Below are 16,966 nucleotides of genomic sequence, written 5' to 3' on the forward strand. Positions count from 1 at the left end.
CAGAATTAAATATATTTAAATTAAAAAAGCTGAAGAATTCTTCAGCTTTTTTCTATCTTATTAATTTATGATTCCTTTCTCAATCAAAAACTTTCTAATGATATTTTCAATCGGTTCTTGACCTTCAATAGCTAAAAGATTTAAAAGTTGCATCTCATCCTCGTTAAGCATTCCAACCAAAGAATCTAAGGATTTTATAACATCTGGTTTTATATTTTCAAAGCCTTTTTTCATAGTTACAACAACTTCATAAGGTGGGAAAAACTTTAAGTCATCCTCTAATAAAAATAGATTATGTTTAGCTATAAGTCCATCCGTTGAATAAACTAAGGCAACCTCTATTTTGTCAGATACTAAAGAGTTTATAACAAGCCCTTGATCCATTGAAAGAATACCATTAAATTTTATATTATAAGCTTTTTGAATTCCTAAAAGCCCATCCTCCCTCTCCATAAACTCATGAGGGCCACTCAATACCATATTTCCTGCATATCTTTTTAAATCTGTTATAGTTTTTATTCCATATTTTTCAGCAACTTCTGGTTTCATAGCAAAAGCATAAGTATTTTCAAATCCCATCGGTTCTCTTATGTCTAAATTATGATCTCTTGCGTACTCTTCTTTAATGATATCAAAGACTGTTTTTGCATCAGCTTTTTCTTTTTTGCCAAGATACGCTGCATAGGCTACACCAGTATATTCTGGATATACATCTATGTCTCCATTTTTTATAGCTTCAAATATCACAGTTCCTGTTCCAAGTTCTACGGTTTTTACTTTATAAGAAGTGTTGGCTTCTATTATTTGGGACATCATAATACCTAAAATTCTTTGTTCATTATAATTTTTATGTCCTACGATGATTGTTGGAACTCCTTTTTCTTTACTGTTTTCATAAATTCTAAATCCTACAAGAAGAACCAAGATAGTTGTAATAACTTTTAAAATCTTTATATTCTTCTTTTTTTCTTTTCTATTTGTTAGCATACCACTTGGTGTTAAAACTTTTTCTAATACACCTAAAAAATAGTTAGCAACAAATGCCAAAACCGCTGTTGGAATAGCACCCGTTAAAACCAAATTATTATTACTAGTTGAAATTCCTCTAAATATAAGTTCACCAAGACCACCAGCACCTATTAGTGCTGCAATTGTAGCAGTTCCTATTGTAGCAACTGTTGAGATTCTAATTCCTCCCATTATGACAGCAACAGCAATCGGAAGTTTTACTCTTGTCAAAACTTGGAAATTTGTCATTCCCATTCCAACCGCAGCTCCAATAGTCGACTTATCAACTCCCTTAATTCCAATATATGTATTTGTTATTATCGGTAGAAGAGAATATAAAAAAAGTACAAAAACTGCTGGCTTAAGACCGATTCCCATAATTGGAATTATTAAACCAAAAAGAGCTAAACTAGGAATCGTTTGGAATATCCCTGCTATTGTTAACACAATTTTAGAGAGTCGCTCACTTCTAATTATAAAAATTCCGATGGGAACACCTATAAGGATAGCTATACTTACAGCTAGTCCTGTTATTTCTATATGCTGAAGCAAAGCTACATTTACTTCAGGTAATTTTTCTAAAAAATATTTTATGAAAGAGTTCAGAGAGTTCATAAAACATCTCCCCCTTCAATTACATCTCCTTCATTTTCAGGAGATGGAGCTATCTTGCTGATTGCATTTACCAAACCTAAGTTTGTAATAACTCCTGTTAATTTATTATTACTATCTACAACAGGCATAACTCTAGCTTTTATACTAGACATTTTATTTAAAACATCCAAAAGATTACTATCTTTGTCTATCGTAGAAAAATCTATATCCATTACTTCACGCACTCTTAATACGTTGTTCTCCATAGCATGAATTAAATTTTTTCTAAATATTATACCTATCGGTTCACTATGCTTTCCAGCTTCACTTTCAGTCACAATTAAAAAATCTGTATCATGAGTTTTAAGAAGATTGAAAGCTCTTGATATGTTACTTCTTTTCTCTATTGTCCAATACTGCTTAGACATAATATCTGAAACCAAAAGTTTTTTAGGAGTTTTCCAAATTCTATCTTTACCTATAAATTGCTCTATATATTCTGAAGCTGGATTTTTTAGAATTTCATCTGGAGTTCCAAATTGTAAAATTTCACCATCTTTTAAAAATGCTATTCTCTCTCCTAATTTTATAGCTTCATCCATATCATGGGTAACAAAAATTATTGTTTTCCCCAACTCTTTTTGCAATTTTAAAACCTCATCCTGAATACTCTCTCTAGTTATCGGATCTAAAGCTGAAAATGGTTCGTCCATGAGTATTATATCTGGATTTGTAGCTAGAGCTCTGGCTATTCCAACTCTCTGCTTTTGCCCCCCAGATACTTCATGTGGATACTTATCATAGTATATTTCAGGATCAAGATTTAAAAGTTGTAATAATTCAAACGCTCTACTTTTTCTTTTCTCCTTTTCCCACTTTAAAAGTTTAGGAACAAGTTCTATATTTTCTCCAATAGTCATATGTGGCATAAGACCTTCTTTTTGAATAACATAACCTATTCTTCTTCTTAAAGTGATTGGATCAACTTTACTGATATCCTCTCCATCTATGAGAACTATTCCATTGCTTGGATCAATCAATCTGTTGATTAGTTTCATTGTGGTCGTTTTTCCACATCCAGATTCCCCAATCAAAACTACAAATTCACCAGTTTTTACTTTGAAATCTATATTTTTTAAAATAAGTGTTTTCTTATCATAGGATTTTGTAACTTTTTTAAACTCAATCATATCTATCACCCCAAAATATAAATTTTTGTAAAATAAAAGCAACTATTCCTATATACTTCTAACTCCTAAATTTCCTTTTTAAATTTTTTATTTTATGAATCTTTTAATAACTCTTTATATGTTGAGTTTATTCCTATCGCACCTAACGGAGCTGTTATTAATACACTCAATATAGCTATGGCTTGCATAATTTCTCCACCCACAACTCCCATTTGCAAAGGTATTCCAGCTTTTGCAGATTGAACTGTTGCTTTTGGTAGATATGCTATCACACAAAAAAGCCTTTCTTTATAAGTTAAATTAGTTCCTATTAAGGCGATTAAAACTCCTAATGATCTTACTGAAAGTGAGAAAAATAAAATAGTTAAACCTATAAAAAAGTATCCACCTACAAGTCCTGGATTTATTGCCATTCCTACAAATGTAAACAGATATATTTTTCCATATTTCCAAATAGAATTCATTCCTTTATGAATCTCTTTATATTTTTCACTATAATAGAAACGAATAAAAAACCCTAGAGACATAATACTAAGTAATGAATTGTATAGAGAAAAATGATATTTGTTTTCTATAAATCTTAGTAAGATACACAGACTAAATATTACAATCAATTTAAAACTAGAGTTCTTAATATTTAAAAATGATTTTTTTCCAATAAAAGCAACGACCCATCCTATAAGTAAACTAACTACAATTGAAAGTGGAATAGTCAAAAGTTGAGTTTTCATATCAAAACTTCCTCCATCAATCTTTTGAAAATATATAGCTAAAAATGTTGTAAATAGAGTTATAGCTATTGTATCATCTGCTGAAGCTCCAACTAAAAGTAGTTGTGGAACAGATTTCTTTTGTCCAACATTTTTATCAATAAGATTTACCATCGATGGAATAAGTACAGCCGGACTAACTGCAGCTATTATAAATCCTAGAATAGCACCCTGGATAAATGTAAAATTTAAAAAAATTGTTGAAAGATAAGCTACTGCAAATCCTTCTAATGTAGCTGGAATAATACTAAGTAAAACTGCCGGTCGTCCTATTTTTTTTATTTGATCTGCTCCAATACCAAGACCACCAATAAATAAAACTATGACTAAAGCGATGTCTTTTAACAAAGGTGCAAAGCTTAGAGCTAACTCAGGTGTTTTATCAAATCCATATGGTCCAATCAAAACCCCTGCAACCATCATCCCTATTAAAGATGGTATTTTAAATTTTTCTACAATTTTACCTAAAAAATTTGAATAGATTGCTAAAAAAATGAAAAAAATTAAAGTAATAATATAATGCATTTTCTCTTCCTCCTTAAAATAAAAAAGACTCCTACCCTTAAAAAAGAGTAGGAGTCATTAGCTTTACGCGTTTAATGGCGAACTCCATCGCCTATTTATTAACCTAGAATTATTATATCATATATTAAAATAAAGTAAATAAAAAAATTAATTTTTTATTTATTTGAACACAGATTCTACAAGGATTTATGCAATATTTTTTGTATATATTATAGTTATTGTGTTCTATAAAAATATAAATCGTTCTTGACATAATAATTCTTTTATTATAAAATATGTTAGAAATAAAATTTCAAAAAAAATATATTTAGGAGGGAATGTATGTTTAGTTATTTACAAAAAATCGGTAAAGCACTAATGGTTCCTGTTGCAGTATTACCTGCTGCTGCAATTTTATTAGGTTTAGGTTACTTTATTGACCCAACTGGTTGGGGAGGAAACAGTGCTTTAGCTGCGTTTCTAATTAAATCAGGAGCTGCTATCATAGATCAAATGCCAATTCTATTTGCTGTTGGAGTTGCCTTTGGAATGTCTAAAGATAAAAATGGTTCAGCTGCTTTAACTGGTTTAGTTGGATTCCTTGTAATCACTACTCTTTTATCACCAGGTGCTGTAGGACAAATTATGCAAATTGAAGAGGTTCCTGCAGGATTTAGTAAAATCAACAACCAATTCATAGGAATTTTAGTTGGAGTTATATCATCAGCTTTATACAACAGATTTAGTGATGTAGAATTACCAAAAGCTCTTTCTTTCTTCAGTGGAAAAAGATTGGTTCCAATTATAACATCTTTCGTTATGATTCTTGTTTCATTCATTTTAATGTATGTTTGGCCAACAATCTATGATGGATTAGTAAACTTTGGAGAAGCAATCAGTGGAATGGGAGCTGTTGGAGCTGGAATTTACGGATTCTTAAATAGATTACTTATCCCTGTTGGATTACACCACGCATTAAACTCTGTATTCTGGTTTGATGTTGCAGGTATAAATGATATTCCTAAATTCTTAGGTGGAGCACAATCTATCGCTAACGGAACTGGAATTCCTGGAATTACAGGAATGTACCAAGCTGGATTCTTCCCAATAATGATGTTTGGACTTTTAGGAGCTGCTCTTGCATTCGTAAAAACAGCTAAGCCTGAAAATAAAGATAAAATAAAATCAATCATGATTGCTGCTGGATTTGCAACTTTCTTAACTGGGGTTACTGAACCTTTAGAGTTTGCTTTCATGTTCGTAGCACCTGGATTATATTTAGTTCATGCTATTTTAACTGGTATATCTTTATTCATAGCAGCATCTATGCATTGGATGGCTGGATTTGGATTCTCAGCTGGTTTAATAGATATGCTATTATCATCTAGAAACCCATTAGCTACTAACTGGTATATGTTAATAATTCAAGGATTAGTATTCTTCGTACTTTATTATGTAATATTTACTGCAGTTATAACTAGAATGAATTTAAAAACTCCAGGAAGAGAAGATGAAGATTCATCTGATGATGAAACAACTTCTTCTAAACCAACAACAAATGATGAGTTAGCTGAAAAACTAATCCCTCTTTTAGGTGGAGTAGATAACATAGTTATTGTTGATAACTGCATTACAAGATTGAGACTTGAATTAAAAGATAATAGCTTAGTTCAAGATTCTGAAATTAAAAAGTTAGGTATTGCTGGTGTATTAAAAGCTGGAAAAACTTCAGTACAAGTTATAGTTGGAACTCAAGTTGAATTCGTAGCAAATGCTTTAAAAAGATTAACTGGAAAATAATACCTAAAAAATAAATAAAAAGTTAAAAAAGTTAAAAAGGATTGAAACATAAAATTTCAATCCTTTTTTATTTTGTTTAAATTTGAATTTTGATCCATTCAGTGGTAAACTGTAATAAGAATAGTTTTAGGAGGGGGATATGAAGATACTTCATACTTCTGATTGGCACTTAGGTAAAAAACTAGAGGGTCAATCTAGAATAACAGAGCAAAAATTATTTATAAATGACTTAGAAGAGATAATAAAAAATGAAAAAATAGATCTTGTGTTTCTCGCGGGTGATATTTACGATACATACAATCCATCTGCTGAAGCTGAAAAATTATTTTTTGATAGCATAAAACAACTTTCTTTGAATGGAAATGTTGGAATTATAATAATTCCAGGAAATCACGATAATCCAGCAAGATTAAATGCGGTTAGCCATCTAGCAAAAGATTATGGTGTTATAATATATGAAACAGCATTCCAAAAGATAGAGACAGGAAGGTATGGCTCTTTAAATATATATAAGAATTCTCCAGGAGGAATTTTTATTGAGAAAAATGAAAAAAAAATCTATCTATATAATTTGCCATTTCCTAGTGAGGCTATTTTAAATGAAACATTTGAAGAGAAAAAATTTAACCTGAGAATAAAAGAGATTTTAGAAGAGGGAGTCTCTTATAATGATGAAAATATTCCAACAGCTATTATGACACATATATATGTAGCTGGTTCTATGGGAGAAGGAGAGGTTGCACTTGAATTAGGTGGTTCAAGAGCTATCTCTACAGGTGATTTACCAAAAGTTGAATATATAGCTTTAGGACATGTTCATAAGCCAATGGTATTTAAAAATAAAAATGCATACTACTGTGGATCTCCATTGGAGTATAGAGTTACTGAAAATAGATTTGATAAAAAAGTTTTTGTTGTGGACATCTCTTTAGATTCAAGTGTTATAAAAGAGATACCGATATCAAACTATAAACCTATAAAAGAGTATCTTGTAAATGGAGCTGAAGAAGCGATTCAAAAATCCAATGAGCTTTTAGATAAAAACGAATGGATATATTTAAAAGTAAAATTAGATGAACCTCTAACAAATTCAGCAATCAGAAAAATTAAATCCAATAAAAATATTTTAGAGATTATCCCAATTATAGAGGTAAATGAGGAAGAAAACGAAGTTACGTTATATAACGAAACTAACCTGGAAGAGGCTTTTATAGAGTTTTTTAAAGAGGAAAGTGAAGGTTTAGCTCCAAATGACAACATTTTGAAACTTTTCTTAGAGCTTTTAGAGGAGGGAGAAAAAGATGAAACCAATTAAATTAGAAATAAGTGGACTACAAAGTTTCTCTAAAAAACAAACTATAGATTTTAATGAGCTTACTTCTCTTGGCCTTTTCGGTATATTTGGAGAAACCGGAAGTGGGAAATCAACAATCTTAGATGCTATGATTTTTGCAATATTTGATAAAATACCTAGAACTATGGGAAATAGTGGGAATGGAATAAGACCATGTCTAAATCAAGACAGTGACAGCATAGAAGTTTATTTTAAATTTTCTTTAGGTGAGAATTTATTTGAAATAGATAGATGCTATAAGAAGAAATATACTCGGAAGGGTGAAGAAAAATTTGAGCAAGCGAAACCAATTTTAAAGATAAATGGTGACGTAGTTGCTGATACTGTAACAAATGTTCAAAGTAAAATAAATGAATACTTTGGAATAGGAGTTAATGATTTTACAAGATCAGTTGTTCTTCCTCAAGGAAAGTTTAGTGAGTTTTTAAAACTTAAAGGTTCAGATAAAATGAGTATGCTTGAAAATATTTTCGATTTAGAAAAATATGGTACGAACTTGTCAAATAAAATAAGTTTTCGTCTGAATGATTTAAAAGAAAGTATAAGTTCGCTTCAAAATCAGATTAAAGGAAAAGGAGATATCTCTATTGAACTTATAAACACCCTTAAATCTGATTTAAAAATCAAAAACTCTGAACTTACTCAAATTATAGTTGAGAAAAAAACTTTAACATCTGAATTCTCAGAATTAAATAATATAAAGACTCTTTTTGAAAAATTAGAACTATATAGTTCTGAACTTTTAAAATTAGATTTAGTAAAAGAGGAGATCGAACGAAATAAAAATGATGTCTTGAAACACGAAGTTGCAAGCTCTTTAAAAGTTTTAATTGAAGAGTTAGAAAAAATTAAATGTGAGATTATTCAAAATAACTTCGATTTAAAAAATCTTCAAATATCTTTAGATAAAGAAAATGCAATTCTAGATTTAGAAAAAAATAAGGAAGAATCTTTCGATAAAAAAATAGAAGAGATAAATCAAAAAATTTCAGAGAAAAAAGTTGATTATGAAGCACTTGATTCTCTTAGAAAAGCCGAGGGATATCTTAATAAGATTGAAATAAAAGAAAAACTATTAAAAGAGATCTCTTCAACTAATAAAAAAATAGAGGAAGAGATTGTATCGTTTAAAGAAAAAGTTACAAAAAATAAAATTGAATTAGAAATTAAAGAGAACGAGTTAAACTCATTAATAAAAATTGATTCAAACACAATATCTACTTTAGAAAAAGATATTGCAGATATAAAAACAAAACTTGGAATTGAAACAGAGAAAAATTTAAATAAATCTAATTTAGAAAAAGATTTAAGAAACTATTTAGAAAAAAAAGATGATTTATTACATCAGTTTTCTGCAATAGATAAAATAGTTACGGAGCTTCAAAAACAAACTCTTCAAAATCATGCTTTCGAATTAGCTCAACATCTGAATCATGGAGATAATTGCCCCGTATGTGGATCAAAAGAGCATCCAGATTTAGCAAAAGCTACTCATCATATTGATATATCTATTCTCGAAAAAAATATTAATGAGAAAACTATTTTAGAAAAGAGATTAATAGAGATAGAGACAAAGATTGAATATGTAAATGCAGATATATTAAGAATTGGAGATATTGAAAATATAGAAAGTTTAAAAGAGACTTTAATACTGAAAGAAAAAGAGTTGAAATCTTTGAAAGATATTGAAAGCGAAGCAGTTAGAAAAGAACGAGATTTACATAGCTCTATAACAACTCTAATTTCTAGCATATCTAACTTAGATGAAAACATCTCTCACAGAAAGTCGACACTAAAAGATTCTTTACAAAAAGTTACGGTTTATGAAAATGAAATATCAAAGGAGAGAGAGAATCTATCCTCTCTAAAGTTTAACAACATATTTTCAAATTCAAATGAGATTATTTTAGAGTCAATTTTAAAAGAAAAAAATATTTTAGAAAATATGGATAAAGAGTATAGAACTCTTCTCTCTTTTAAAGAATCATCTGAGATTGAATTAAGAAAAATTAAAAATAACCTTCTTTCTATTTTAGAGAATGTTCAATCTAAGAATATAGGTGTTGCTACCTTGAAAGAGAAAATAAGCAACTCTGAAAGCAACTTTGAGATTAAAGATAATCGTTTAAAAGAAACCATAATTTCTAAAGGATTCAATTCAAAAGACGAAGTTCTTTCATATCTTTTAAATGAAGATATCTACTTATCTATAAAAAATAAGATTTCAGAATTTGAAAATAGTTATACTAGATATAACCATTTAAAAAGTGAGATTCTATCTGATATTGGCAATAGAGAGTTTAATTCTGAAAGATGGGAGTTTTTGAGTAGATATCTAGAAGAGTTATCTGAAAAAGAAAACTCTTTAATTAAAGAGACTACAGAATTGAAAAGTAATTTGAATAGAATAGAACTCCTAGCTGAAGAAGCTCATGAGTTATTAAAAGAGATTGAAATGCTAACTCTTAAACAAGATGATCTTCTACTTCTTCAAAAAAGATTTAAAGGACGAAAGTTCGTTAACTTCCTTGCTAGAAAACGTCTAGATTATATAACATATGAAGCGTCAAAAAGATTACAAAAAATAACTAGAGGAAGATATCTTTTAAAAGTTGATAATAACTGTGATTTTATAATAATTGACACCTTTAATAGTAATCACTCGAGAGAGTGCTCAACACTTTCTGGTGGAGAGACTTTTATTGTATCTCTTGTATTAGCCTTAGCATTATCAGGGCAATTACAACTAAAGGGTAAAATTCAATTGGAGTTCTTCTTTCTAGATGAAGGTTTCGGAACACTTGATAGTGTTTTATTAGATAGAGTTATTGAGATATTAGAAGAGATTAGATGGAAAGAAAAAATGAAGATTGGTATTATAAGTCATGTTGAGGATTTAAAAATAAGAATACCAAGAAGACTTGAAGTTTCTACTGCAATACCGGGAGAAATAGGTAGTACAATAAAATTAATATAAAAATCATAAAAAAAGAATGTGAGGTTTTAATGAGAACAATTGGAGTATTTGATTCTGGAGTAGGGGGAGTTTCAGTTTTAAAAGAGGTGTTAAGAGAGTTTCCTTACGATAATATCATCTATTTTGGTGATAGTTTACATGCTCCTTATGGAGATAGAGAGATTGATGAAATTCGTTCTCTTTGTTTAAAGGTCTCAGACTTCTTAGTAAACGAAAAAAAAGTGGATGCTCTTGTTATAGCTTGTAACACTGCTACTGGTGCAGCAATGGATATTATGCAAGAGAGATATAGCATTCCTGTTGTTGGAGTTGTTGAAAATGGATCTAACGAGGGAATTAAAATTACAAAAAATAAAATGGTTGGAGTTATTGCAACTCCAGCTACAATAAAAATGGATATATATAAAAAATCTATTGAAAAAAAAGATACATCTATAAAAGTATATAGTATTAAATGCCCTCTTTTTGTTGGTATGATTGAAAAGGGATGGGAAGATAATTATGAAAGTAATAATTTAATTCAAAGTTACTTAAATCAATTTCCAGAGGAGATAGATACTTTAATTTTAGGATGTACTCACTATCCTTTAATTCAAAAATATATAATGAGATATTTTAAAGGACAGGTTGTTGATCCCGCTAAAGAGACAGCAAAATCTTTAAAAAAATTAATCGGAGAAGGTAAATATTTTAAAACTCCATACCTTAAATTCTATGTGAGTGGTGATTGTAAAAAATTTAAAAAAGTTGCTCAAGAGTTTCTAGGTCGAGAGATTCAGGAGATAGAAAAAATTATTTTATAGGAGAACATATTATGAAGAGGATTAAACTACTTTTATTTTTTATGCTACTTTTTACCATTAATATATTTTCAGCAACAATCAATGTAGTTCAAGAAGGTGATCCAAGAACTTTTGATCCGCATTTCGGAAATGATGGATTCTCCTTGAGAATAAATAGATTACTTTACTCTAGACTTTTAGAAAAAAACCATAATATGGAAACTATCCCTGGAGTTGCTAAAAGTTATAAATTTATTAATAATCAAAAAATAGAATTTACTCTAAAGGAAAATATCCTTTTTCAAAATGGGGATAAATTGACATCGGAGGATGTCAAATTTTCATTTGATAGAATGAAAAAATCTCCAAGGATAGCAGGTTTATTACCACCTATTAAAGATATTGTTATTATAGATGAGCATAATTTCGAAATGATCTTGGAAAAGCCATTTTCAGCTATTATAGACCAATTAACACATCCTGCGCTAAGCATTGTCAGTAAAAAATATGTAACTAACAATCCAAAAGCTCTCGTTGAAAATCCTATGGGAAGTGGAAAATATATTTTAGAAAGCTGGGCTCCGGGTGAAGGGTTAGTTTTAAATAGATTTGAAAATTACTTCGATACTAAACCAACATATGAAAAGATAAATATAAAAACAATACCGTTAGCCACTAATAGAACTATTGCTCTTGAAACAGGTGAAGCTGATATAGCATTTACTTTACCTCCACAAGATAAGGTTACAGTTGATAAAAATGAAAATCTTCAGTTTATGTCGATTCCATCATATTCATATACTTATATGGGATTAAATTTAAAAAAAGAAATTTTTAAAGACCCAGATATTAGAAAAGGTATCAATTTAGCTATAGATAAAGAAGCTATTTTAGAAACAGTTTTAAATGGAGAGGGGAAAATTGCGAATTCACCCGTAGCAGAGGGAGTTCAAGGTCATAATCCCAATACCCGAAATTTAAGTTACAATAAAAATGAAGCTATCACTCTTCTAAAAAAAATAAAAGGAACATCTTTAACTTTAGCAACTATGAGCTCTGGAATAGATATTCAAACTGCTGAAATAATTGCGGCATATCTAAAAGAAGTTGGAATAGATGTTTCAATAGCTATTCTTGAACCTAGTATATATTGGCTGAAAACAAATGAAGGTGAGTTTGATATGTTTATAGGATCTTGGGGAAGTGTTACAGGTGATTCAGATTACGCGCTTTATCCAACACATCATACCAACGCTTTTGGTGCCCCTGGAAATAGAACTTTTTTCAGCGATAAAAAAGTAGATTCTCTTTTAGAAGAAGCTCGTGAAACCTTAGATTTAAAAAGTAGAGAAAAAATATATGAGGAAATCCAAGAGATAATTGTTGCTAACAATAGTGAAGTTATGTTATTTTACAGAGATTTAAATGGTGCACTTAATAAAAAAATAAAAGGTTTCAATCTATATCCCATCCCAATACATGATTACTCTTTAGGAAGTATATATTAGAATGATGATTCAAATTAAAGGAAAACATTTGACTTTAAAGTATATATGAGGTAATAAATATGGTAATTAAGATGATAGAAGGGGTTGATACCATGATTATAGCTTATGAAAAATTAACTAACTCTTACAGAAATATCGTAAAGGAAAATATGTTTCATATAGGAGAGGGACTTATTTTAGATCGAGAAAATAACGTTCTTCACAGATTTGAAAATATAAATGATATTACCTTGGATATTTTAAAAAAGCTTAACAAACTAAGAGAAGAAATCGTAATCGTTTATCCTTGCAATCTAAGAGAGAGAAAAACTACTTTAGATGTCTGTGTTGAGTCTTACATTGTTAGACATTACAACTTAGAAACTATCTTCGATGCTATTCATGCTTGTGAATGCACAAAGAGAAATATAAAATTGCTTTGGAATGTCGATTTAAGATATTGCAATGTTTTCTTTTAAAAAGTACAGTTGGATTACATTTTAATCCTTAAAAAATCTTTTTTTACTCAAAATAAAATGGTGTGATTTTTGTCACACCACATTTTTTTTATTCTAGTATAAAATGCTAGTATATTATTTATTTTAGGAGGATTCTATGTTTTTAGAAACGATTGAAAAAGTTGCAAACGCAGGTGTTGCTAAGAGTAATTTTTTAAAAAATAGCTTAGGAAAATACTTCGTATTATCAACTTTTGCTGGATTTTTTGTTGGATTAGGAATTTTATTAATTTTCTCTATTGGTGGATTAGCTGCACCAGTTATTGGACCATTAGGTGCTAGAACTCTTATGGGAGCTTGTTTCGGAGTTGCACTTAGTTTAGTTATTATGTGTGGAAGCGAATTATTTACTGGAAACAACTTTGTTATGACAATATCTACACTGTCAAAGAAAACTACTTGGGCAGATACTATAAAACTTTGGGTTGTATGTTATTTTGGAAATCTATTTGGATCAATACTTTGTGGATGGTTCTTCTCAATGACTAACTTAACTGTTCATTTTGTTCCTGGTGCAGAAAGTGTTGGAAAATTTATGGTGACTATAGCTACTTTAAAAGCTACTGCTCCATTCATGGATCTTTTCTACAGAGGTGTTCTTTGTAATATCCTTGTTTGCTTAGCTGTTTGGTGTTCAATAAAAATGACATCTGAGTCAGGAAAACTAATCATGATTTGGTGGTGTCTATTCGCATTCATTACTATAGGATTAGAGCACAGTATCGCAAATATGACTCTTTTCTCTGCTTTAATGTTTAAAGAACCTCAATTCTTCATGGGAATGATTACAAATCTAATCCCTGTAACTCTTGGAAATATTGTTGGAGGAGTTGGATTAGCAGCAGCATACTTCTATGTATCTAAAAAAGACTAATTAATAAACAAAAATGGAGACAAAATTAAAGTCTCCATTTTTTTATTATAGTTTATTTACTTTGAATAGTTACTTCAATACGATTTTCATATGCTTTTTTTATTGCCTCTAAAATATCTCCGTGACTATCTCTTAAACTCATTGTAGCTCCCGCAGTTATATCAGCAACTTCTTTTTTCTGAGCATCAGTTAATTTAGCAAATTTTTCTTTATCTTTTTCATTTGCACTACGCTCTTTTAAAGGTCTTCCATTAACATCAGAATACATCTTTGCAAAATTATCTTCAAGTTCGTCAACTGTTTTTCCTTTAAACTTTTCTTGGAAATAATCCATCTGCTTATCCCATTCATTTCTAGGATTCATTCCATAGGTAGCTCCACGCTCTCTTTTAGTTTTCCAGCTATTAACTTCATTTGAAATATTTTCAACACTGTTTTCAGTTTTACCAACAACTGTTTTTGTTTTATGATCAGTTAAATTATATCCCTCTGTTCCAGGCCACCCAGAAAAATGTGGCATACTTTCACCATCATAATTTGGAGAACTAACCTCTAAAGCATCAACAATCACATTTATAATTTTTCCATCAGCATCAAATATTACAGAAGCATCAATATAGTTAAAACTATAAACTTGATGTCCTTCACTATCTTTTCCTGGACCTACTCTGAAATTTTTTGAATGTCCTAATCCTTGATAAACTTTACTTTCTGCTGCTAAAGATGTTATAGAACCACAAATTAAAATTGCTGCGAACGACAAAGGTATCCATTTTTTCATCATTATAACCACTCCCTCAAAATATGATAGTTGCATATTACTACTGTATATACTCTATTTTTTTTAAAAAAACAAGAATCATTTTTAAGTTTTTCTAAATTTTATTGACTTCGAGTCAACTCTAAGTGATATAATATTTTTATATTCTAAACATTTAAATTACAAAGTGGAGGCAATATGATTTTTATTTTACAAAGACTACTTCCGGTAGTTTTATTTATAATAACAGCAGCATTTTTCTTTTATAAAGTTTATGGCAGTTTATGGTTCTTTTTAATTATTCCTCTTATAAGTTTCTTACCGTTTATTCTTTTTTATTTTTTAAGAGAGAATAGAAATGAAATGTTTGAAGTTGTATTGGGTCATTATTTATTTTATTTAAATTATATTCTTATTGGAGCTGTTTCTATAGTTTTAGTGTCATTTATAGCAAAACTTTTTTCTATAGATTTACTAGGATTGATTGCTCAGAGAAAAATATTTTTCAATATTTTTATAATTATTAGCTTTATAGGTCTTTATTATTTAGGAAATAAAAACTTTGAAAATATCTTAGTACAAAATTATGAGGTTCCTTTACAAAATAGATCTTTAAATAAAGATTTAAAATTCGCTTTTATTAGCGATATTCATCTGAATGCAAAATTTGATGGAAGTAAACTTAGAGAATCATTAAAAAATATGGAGTCTGAAGGGGTTGAATTAGTTCTTATCGGTGGTGATTTTCTAGATAATACATATAAAACAGTCAACGACGATATCAAAAGTATAATTGATGAAACATCTTTCAAACACGGCATATATCTAGCCTTAGGAAACCATGAGTATTATGGTGGAATCGATGAAAATATAGAATACATTAAAAATCTCGGAATTAAAATATTAAGAGATGAATCCACAGAAATTGAAGGTATCACTATTATTGGTAGAGATGATAGACACAACAGAAACAGAAAAAATCTAGACGAACTTTTAAAAAATATAAATCCTGAGAATACCATTATCGTTGTGGATCACAACCCTGAATCTTTAAGAGAATTGAATGGTGAAAAAATTGATCTTTATCTTTCAGGGCATACACACAGAGGACAAATTTTCCCATTTAATCTTTTAGTGGATCATATGTATGAAAACTCTAGAGGTTACAAAAAAATTAATAACACTCATTCATATGTTAGCTCAGGTTTGGGAACTTGGATGATTCCTTATAGAATAGGTAGCCAAAGTGAGATGTTTATTATGAATTTAAAAGCCAATTAAAAAATGCTAACTAAAAAACCAGCATAGTTAAAGAGACTGTGCTGGTTTTCTATTTATTTTAATTTTATCTACTTTCCAATATCGTTTTCAGCACCAGAATAGATAATTCCATTCCAATGAACCATATTTCTTTCGATAGTAACATTTTCTAAATTTACACCCTCAAGAGCAAATTTTTTGAACTCATGGAATCCTGTTCTATCCACGATATATCCGATATGCTCTTTTGGCAATGCTCTGTTGATATATGTATCAACATATTTATATGTATTCTTGATTATTTTTATGATGCTCTCTTCGTCAGCCCACAGTAACCAATCTTCAGCAAGTCTTGGATTTTTCTTTCCAGTTCTTCCCATGATAGCTAATCTATAGTATTTCTTCTCATCTCTAACCCAAGCTGATGTAGGGCAGTTTAAAACACACTCTCCACACCCAATACACTTACTATGCTCTCTCACAACAGTATAATTCTCTGCACTTAAAGCACCTGTAGATAATCCTTTACACTTCTTAACACAAGCACCACAAGATACACATCTCTCTTTCTCATAAAGAGGCATAGCCATACCTACGATACCAAAGTCATGCATTCTAGCTTTGATACAGTCGTTAGGACAACCAGTTAAAGCTATTTTAAAATGGAAATCATGAGGGAAAACCTCTTTCTCTATCTTTCTAGCAAACTCTGTTGTGTTATATTGAGCTTTAGGACAAACACCATTTCCTATACAAGCTGTTATATTTCTAGTTCCAGCAGCTGGATATCCATTTCCCTCTCCATTTGGTTGGTTGATTTCAAATCCATCTATTAAAACTTGTATCTCTTTATTTACTTCATCGATCATAGTTATATCGATACCTTTTATCTCAAACCCTTGACGAGTTGTTATATGAACTTTTCCATTTCCATATTTCGAAGCGATTTCAGAAACTTTAAGTAGTAACTCAGCTGTTATTTCTCCACCTGGAACTCTAACTCTTAAAGCTGTCTTTTTTCTCTCTTTCGTAATTCTAAATGCATTTTTCGTAAAACTTTTTCTACTTAATTCTAAAGCCATGTCTCC

Annotated in this window: 13 protein-coding genes and 1 riboswitch; of the genes, 8 read left to right on the plus strand and 5 right to left on the minus strand. The window is 29.8% G+C overall.

The annotated features are described in order from the left end of the window. Nucleotides 1-60: 60 nt before the first annotated feature. The 3 genes from L988_RS01325 to L988_RS01335 all read right to left on the minus strand — a co-directional run bounded on the left by L988_RS01325 (nt 61) and on the right by L988_RS01335 (nt 4,087). Entirely contained in the window at nt 61-1,623 is a 1,563-nt protein-coding gene (locus tag L988_RS01325) for a glycine betaine ABC transporter substrate-binding protein (protein ID WP_047380774.1), read from the minus strand. Further along, nucleotides 1,620-2,792, minus strand: a complete 1,173-nt coding sequence (locus L988_RS01330; protein ID WP_047380776.1) for a betaine/proline/choline family ABC transporter ATP-binding protein — start codon at nt 2,790-2,792, stop codon at nt 1,620-1,622. The genes L988_RS01325 and L988_RS01330 overlap by 4 nt, the downstream gene beginning before the upstream one ends. A gap of 92 nt (nt 2,793-2,884) precedes the next feature. Further along, a complete protein-coding gene (locus L988_RS01335) occupies nt 2,885-4,087 on the minus strand; it encodes a sodium:proton antiporter (RefSeq protein WP_047380779.1) in 1,203 nt (400 codons plus the stop codon). 41 nt (nt 4,088-4,128) lie between these two features. Then, nucleotides 4,129-4,188, minus strand: a riboswitch (Fluoride riboswitch). Nucleotides 4,189-4,408: 220 nt separating this feature from the next. Between L988_RS01335 and nagE the strand changes: the two genes are divergently transcribed. The 7 genes from nagE to L988_RS01370 all read left to right on the plus strand — a co-directional run bounded on the left by nagE (nt 4,409) and on the right by L988_RS01370 (nt 13,858). Further along, entirely contained in the window at nt 4,409-5,866 is a 1,458-nt protein-coding gene (nagE, locus tag L988_RS01340) for an N-acetylglucosamine-specific PTS transporter subunit IIBC (RefSeq protein WP_047380781.1), read from the plus strand. Between the two features lie 139 nt (nt 5,867-6,005). Continuing rightward, nucleotides 6,006-7,181 (plus strand): exonuclease subunit SbcD, encoded by a 1,176-nt coding sequence (locus L988_RS01345; RefSeq protein ID WP_047380783.1) that lies wholly within the window; start codon nt 6,006-6,008, stop codon nt 7,179-7,181. Continuing rightward, nucleotides 7,168-10,197, plus strand: a complete 3,030-nt coding sequence (locus L988_RS01350) for an SbcC/MukB-like Walker B domain-containing protein (protein ID WP_047380785.1) — start codon at nt 7,168-7,170, stop codon at nt 10,195-10,197. The genes L988_RS01345 and L988_RS01350 overlap by 14 nt, the downstream gene beginning before the upstream one ends. 29 nt (nt 10,198-10,226) lie before the next feature. Then, nucleotides 10,227-11,000 (plus strand): glutamate racemase, encoded by a 774-nt coding sequence (gene murI / locus L988_RS01355; RefSeq protein ID WP_047380787.1) that lies wholly within the window; start codon nt 10,227-10,229, stop codon nt 10,998-11,000. Nucleotides 11,001-11,011: 11 nt separating this feature from the next. Then, a complete protein-coding gene (locus tag L988_RS01360; protein WP_052191629.1) occupies nt 11,012-12,487 on the plus strand; it encodes an ABC transporter substrate-binding protein in 1,476 nt (491 codons plus the stop codon). 59 nt (nt 12,488-12,546) lie between these two features. Beyond that, nucleotides 12,547-12,945: a hypothetical protein gene (locus L988_RS01365; protein WP_047380792.1), complete on the plus strand. Its 399-nt coding sequence runs from the start codon at nt 12,547-12,549 to the stop codon at nt 12,943-12,945. A gap of 136 nt (nt 12,946-13,081) precedes the next feature. Then, a complete protein-coding gene (locus L988_RS01370; protein ID WP_047380793.1) occupies nt 13,082-13,858 on the plus strand; it encodes a formate/nitrite transporter family protein in 777 nt (258 codons plus the stop codon). Nucleotides 13,859-13,910: 52 nt separating this feature from the next. On the opposite strand, the gene L988_RS01375 is transcribed toward L988_RS01370, so the two are convergent. After that, complete coding sequence (locus tag L988_RS01375; RefSeq protein WP_047380795.1) at nt 13,911-14,642, minus strand: hypothetical protein; 732 nt, start codon at nt 14,640-14,642, stop codon at nt 13,911-13,913. Between the two features lie 174 nt (nt 14,643-14,816). Between L988_RS01375 and L988_RS13190 the strand changes: the two genes are divergently transcribed. Further along, entirely contained in the window at nt 14,817-15,899 is a 1,083-nt protein-coding gene (locus L988_RS13190) for a metallophosphoesterase (protein WP_052191630.1), read from the plus strand. A gap of 68 nt (nt 15,900-15,967) precedes the next feature. Here the strand turns inward: L988_RS13190 and asrC are convergent, their stop codons facing one another. Then, nucleotides 15,968-16,960, minus strand: coding sequence for a sulfite reductase subunit C (asrC, locus tag L988_RS01385; protein ID WP_047380797.1), 993 nt, complete (start codon nt 16,958-16,960; stop codon nt 15,968-15,970). Between the last annotated feature and the right edge of the window lie 6 nt (nt 16,961-16,966).

It is taken from the genome of Cetobacterium sp. ZWU0022, from assembly GCF_000800875.1.
GTDB lineage: Bacteria > Fusobacteriota > Fusobacteriia > Fusobacteriales > Fusobacteriaceae > Cetobacterium_A.

What these genes read in the sequence shown, in the direction of transcription:
- L988_RS01370 (WP_047380793.1), top strand. Translation starts at nt 13,082, where the DNA reads ATGTTTTTAGAAACGATTGAAAAAGTTGCAAACGCAGGTGTTGCTAAG.
- L988_RS01330 (WP_047380776.1), bottom strand. Translation starts at nt 2,792, where the DNA reads ATGATTGAGTTTAAAAAAGTTACAAAATCCTATGATAAGAAAACACTT.
- L988_RS01325 (WP_047380774.1), bottom strand. Translation starts at nt 1,623, where the DNA reads ATGAACTCTCTGAACTCTTTCATAAAATATTTTTTAGAAAAATTACCT.
- L988_RS01345 (WP_047380783.1), top strand. Translation starts at nt 6,006, where the DNA reads ATGAAGATACTTCATACTTCTGATTGGCACTTAGGTAAAAAACTAGAG.
- L988_RS13190 (WP_052191630.1), top strand. Translation starts at nt 14,817, where the DNA reads ATGATTTTTATTTTACAAAGACTACTTCCGGTAGTTTTATTTATAATA.
- asrC (WP_047380797.1), bottom strand. Translation starts at nt 16,960, where the DNA reads ATGGCTTTAGAATTAAGTAGAAAAAGTTTTACGAAAAATGCATTTAGA.
- L988_RS01365 (WP_047380792.1), top strand. Translation starts at nt 12,547, where the DNA reads ATGGTAATTAAGATGATAGAAGGGGTTGATACCATGATTATAGCTTAT.
- L988_RS01360 (WP_052191629.1), top strand. Translation starts at nt 11,012, where the DNA reads ATGAAGAGGATTAAACTACTTTTATTTTTTATGCTACTTTTTACCATT.
- nagE (WP_047380781.1), top strand. Translation starts at nt 4,409, where the DNA reads ATGTTTAGTTATTTACAAAAAATCGGTAAAGCACTAATGGTTCCTGTT.
- L988_RS01335 (WP_047380779.1), bottom strand. Translation starts at nt 4,087, where the DNA reads ATGCATTATATTATTACTTTAATTTTTTTCATTTTTTTAGCAATCTAT.
- L988_RS01350 (WP_047380785.1), top strand. Translation starts at nt 7,168, where the DNA reads ATGAAACCAATTAAATTAGAAATAAGTGGACTACAAAGTTTCTCTAAA.
- L988_RS01375 (WP_047380795.1), bottom strand. Translation starts at nt 14,642, where the DNA reads ATGATGAAAAAATGGATACCTTTGTCGTTCGCAGCAATTTTAATTTGT.
- murI (WP_047380787.1), top strand. Translation starts at nt 10,227, where the DNA reads ATGAGAACAATTGGAGTATTTGATTCTGGAGTAGGGGGAGTTTCAGTT.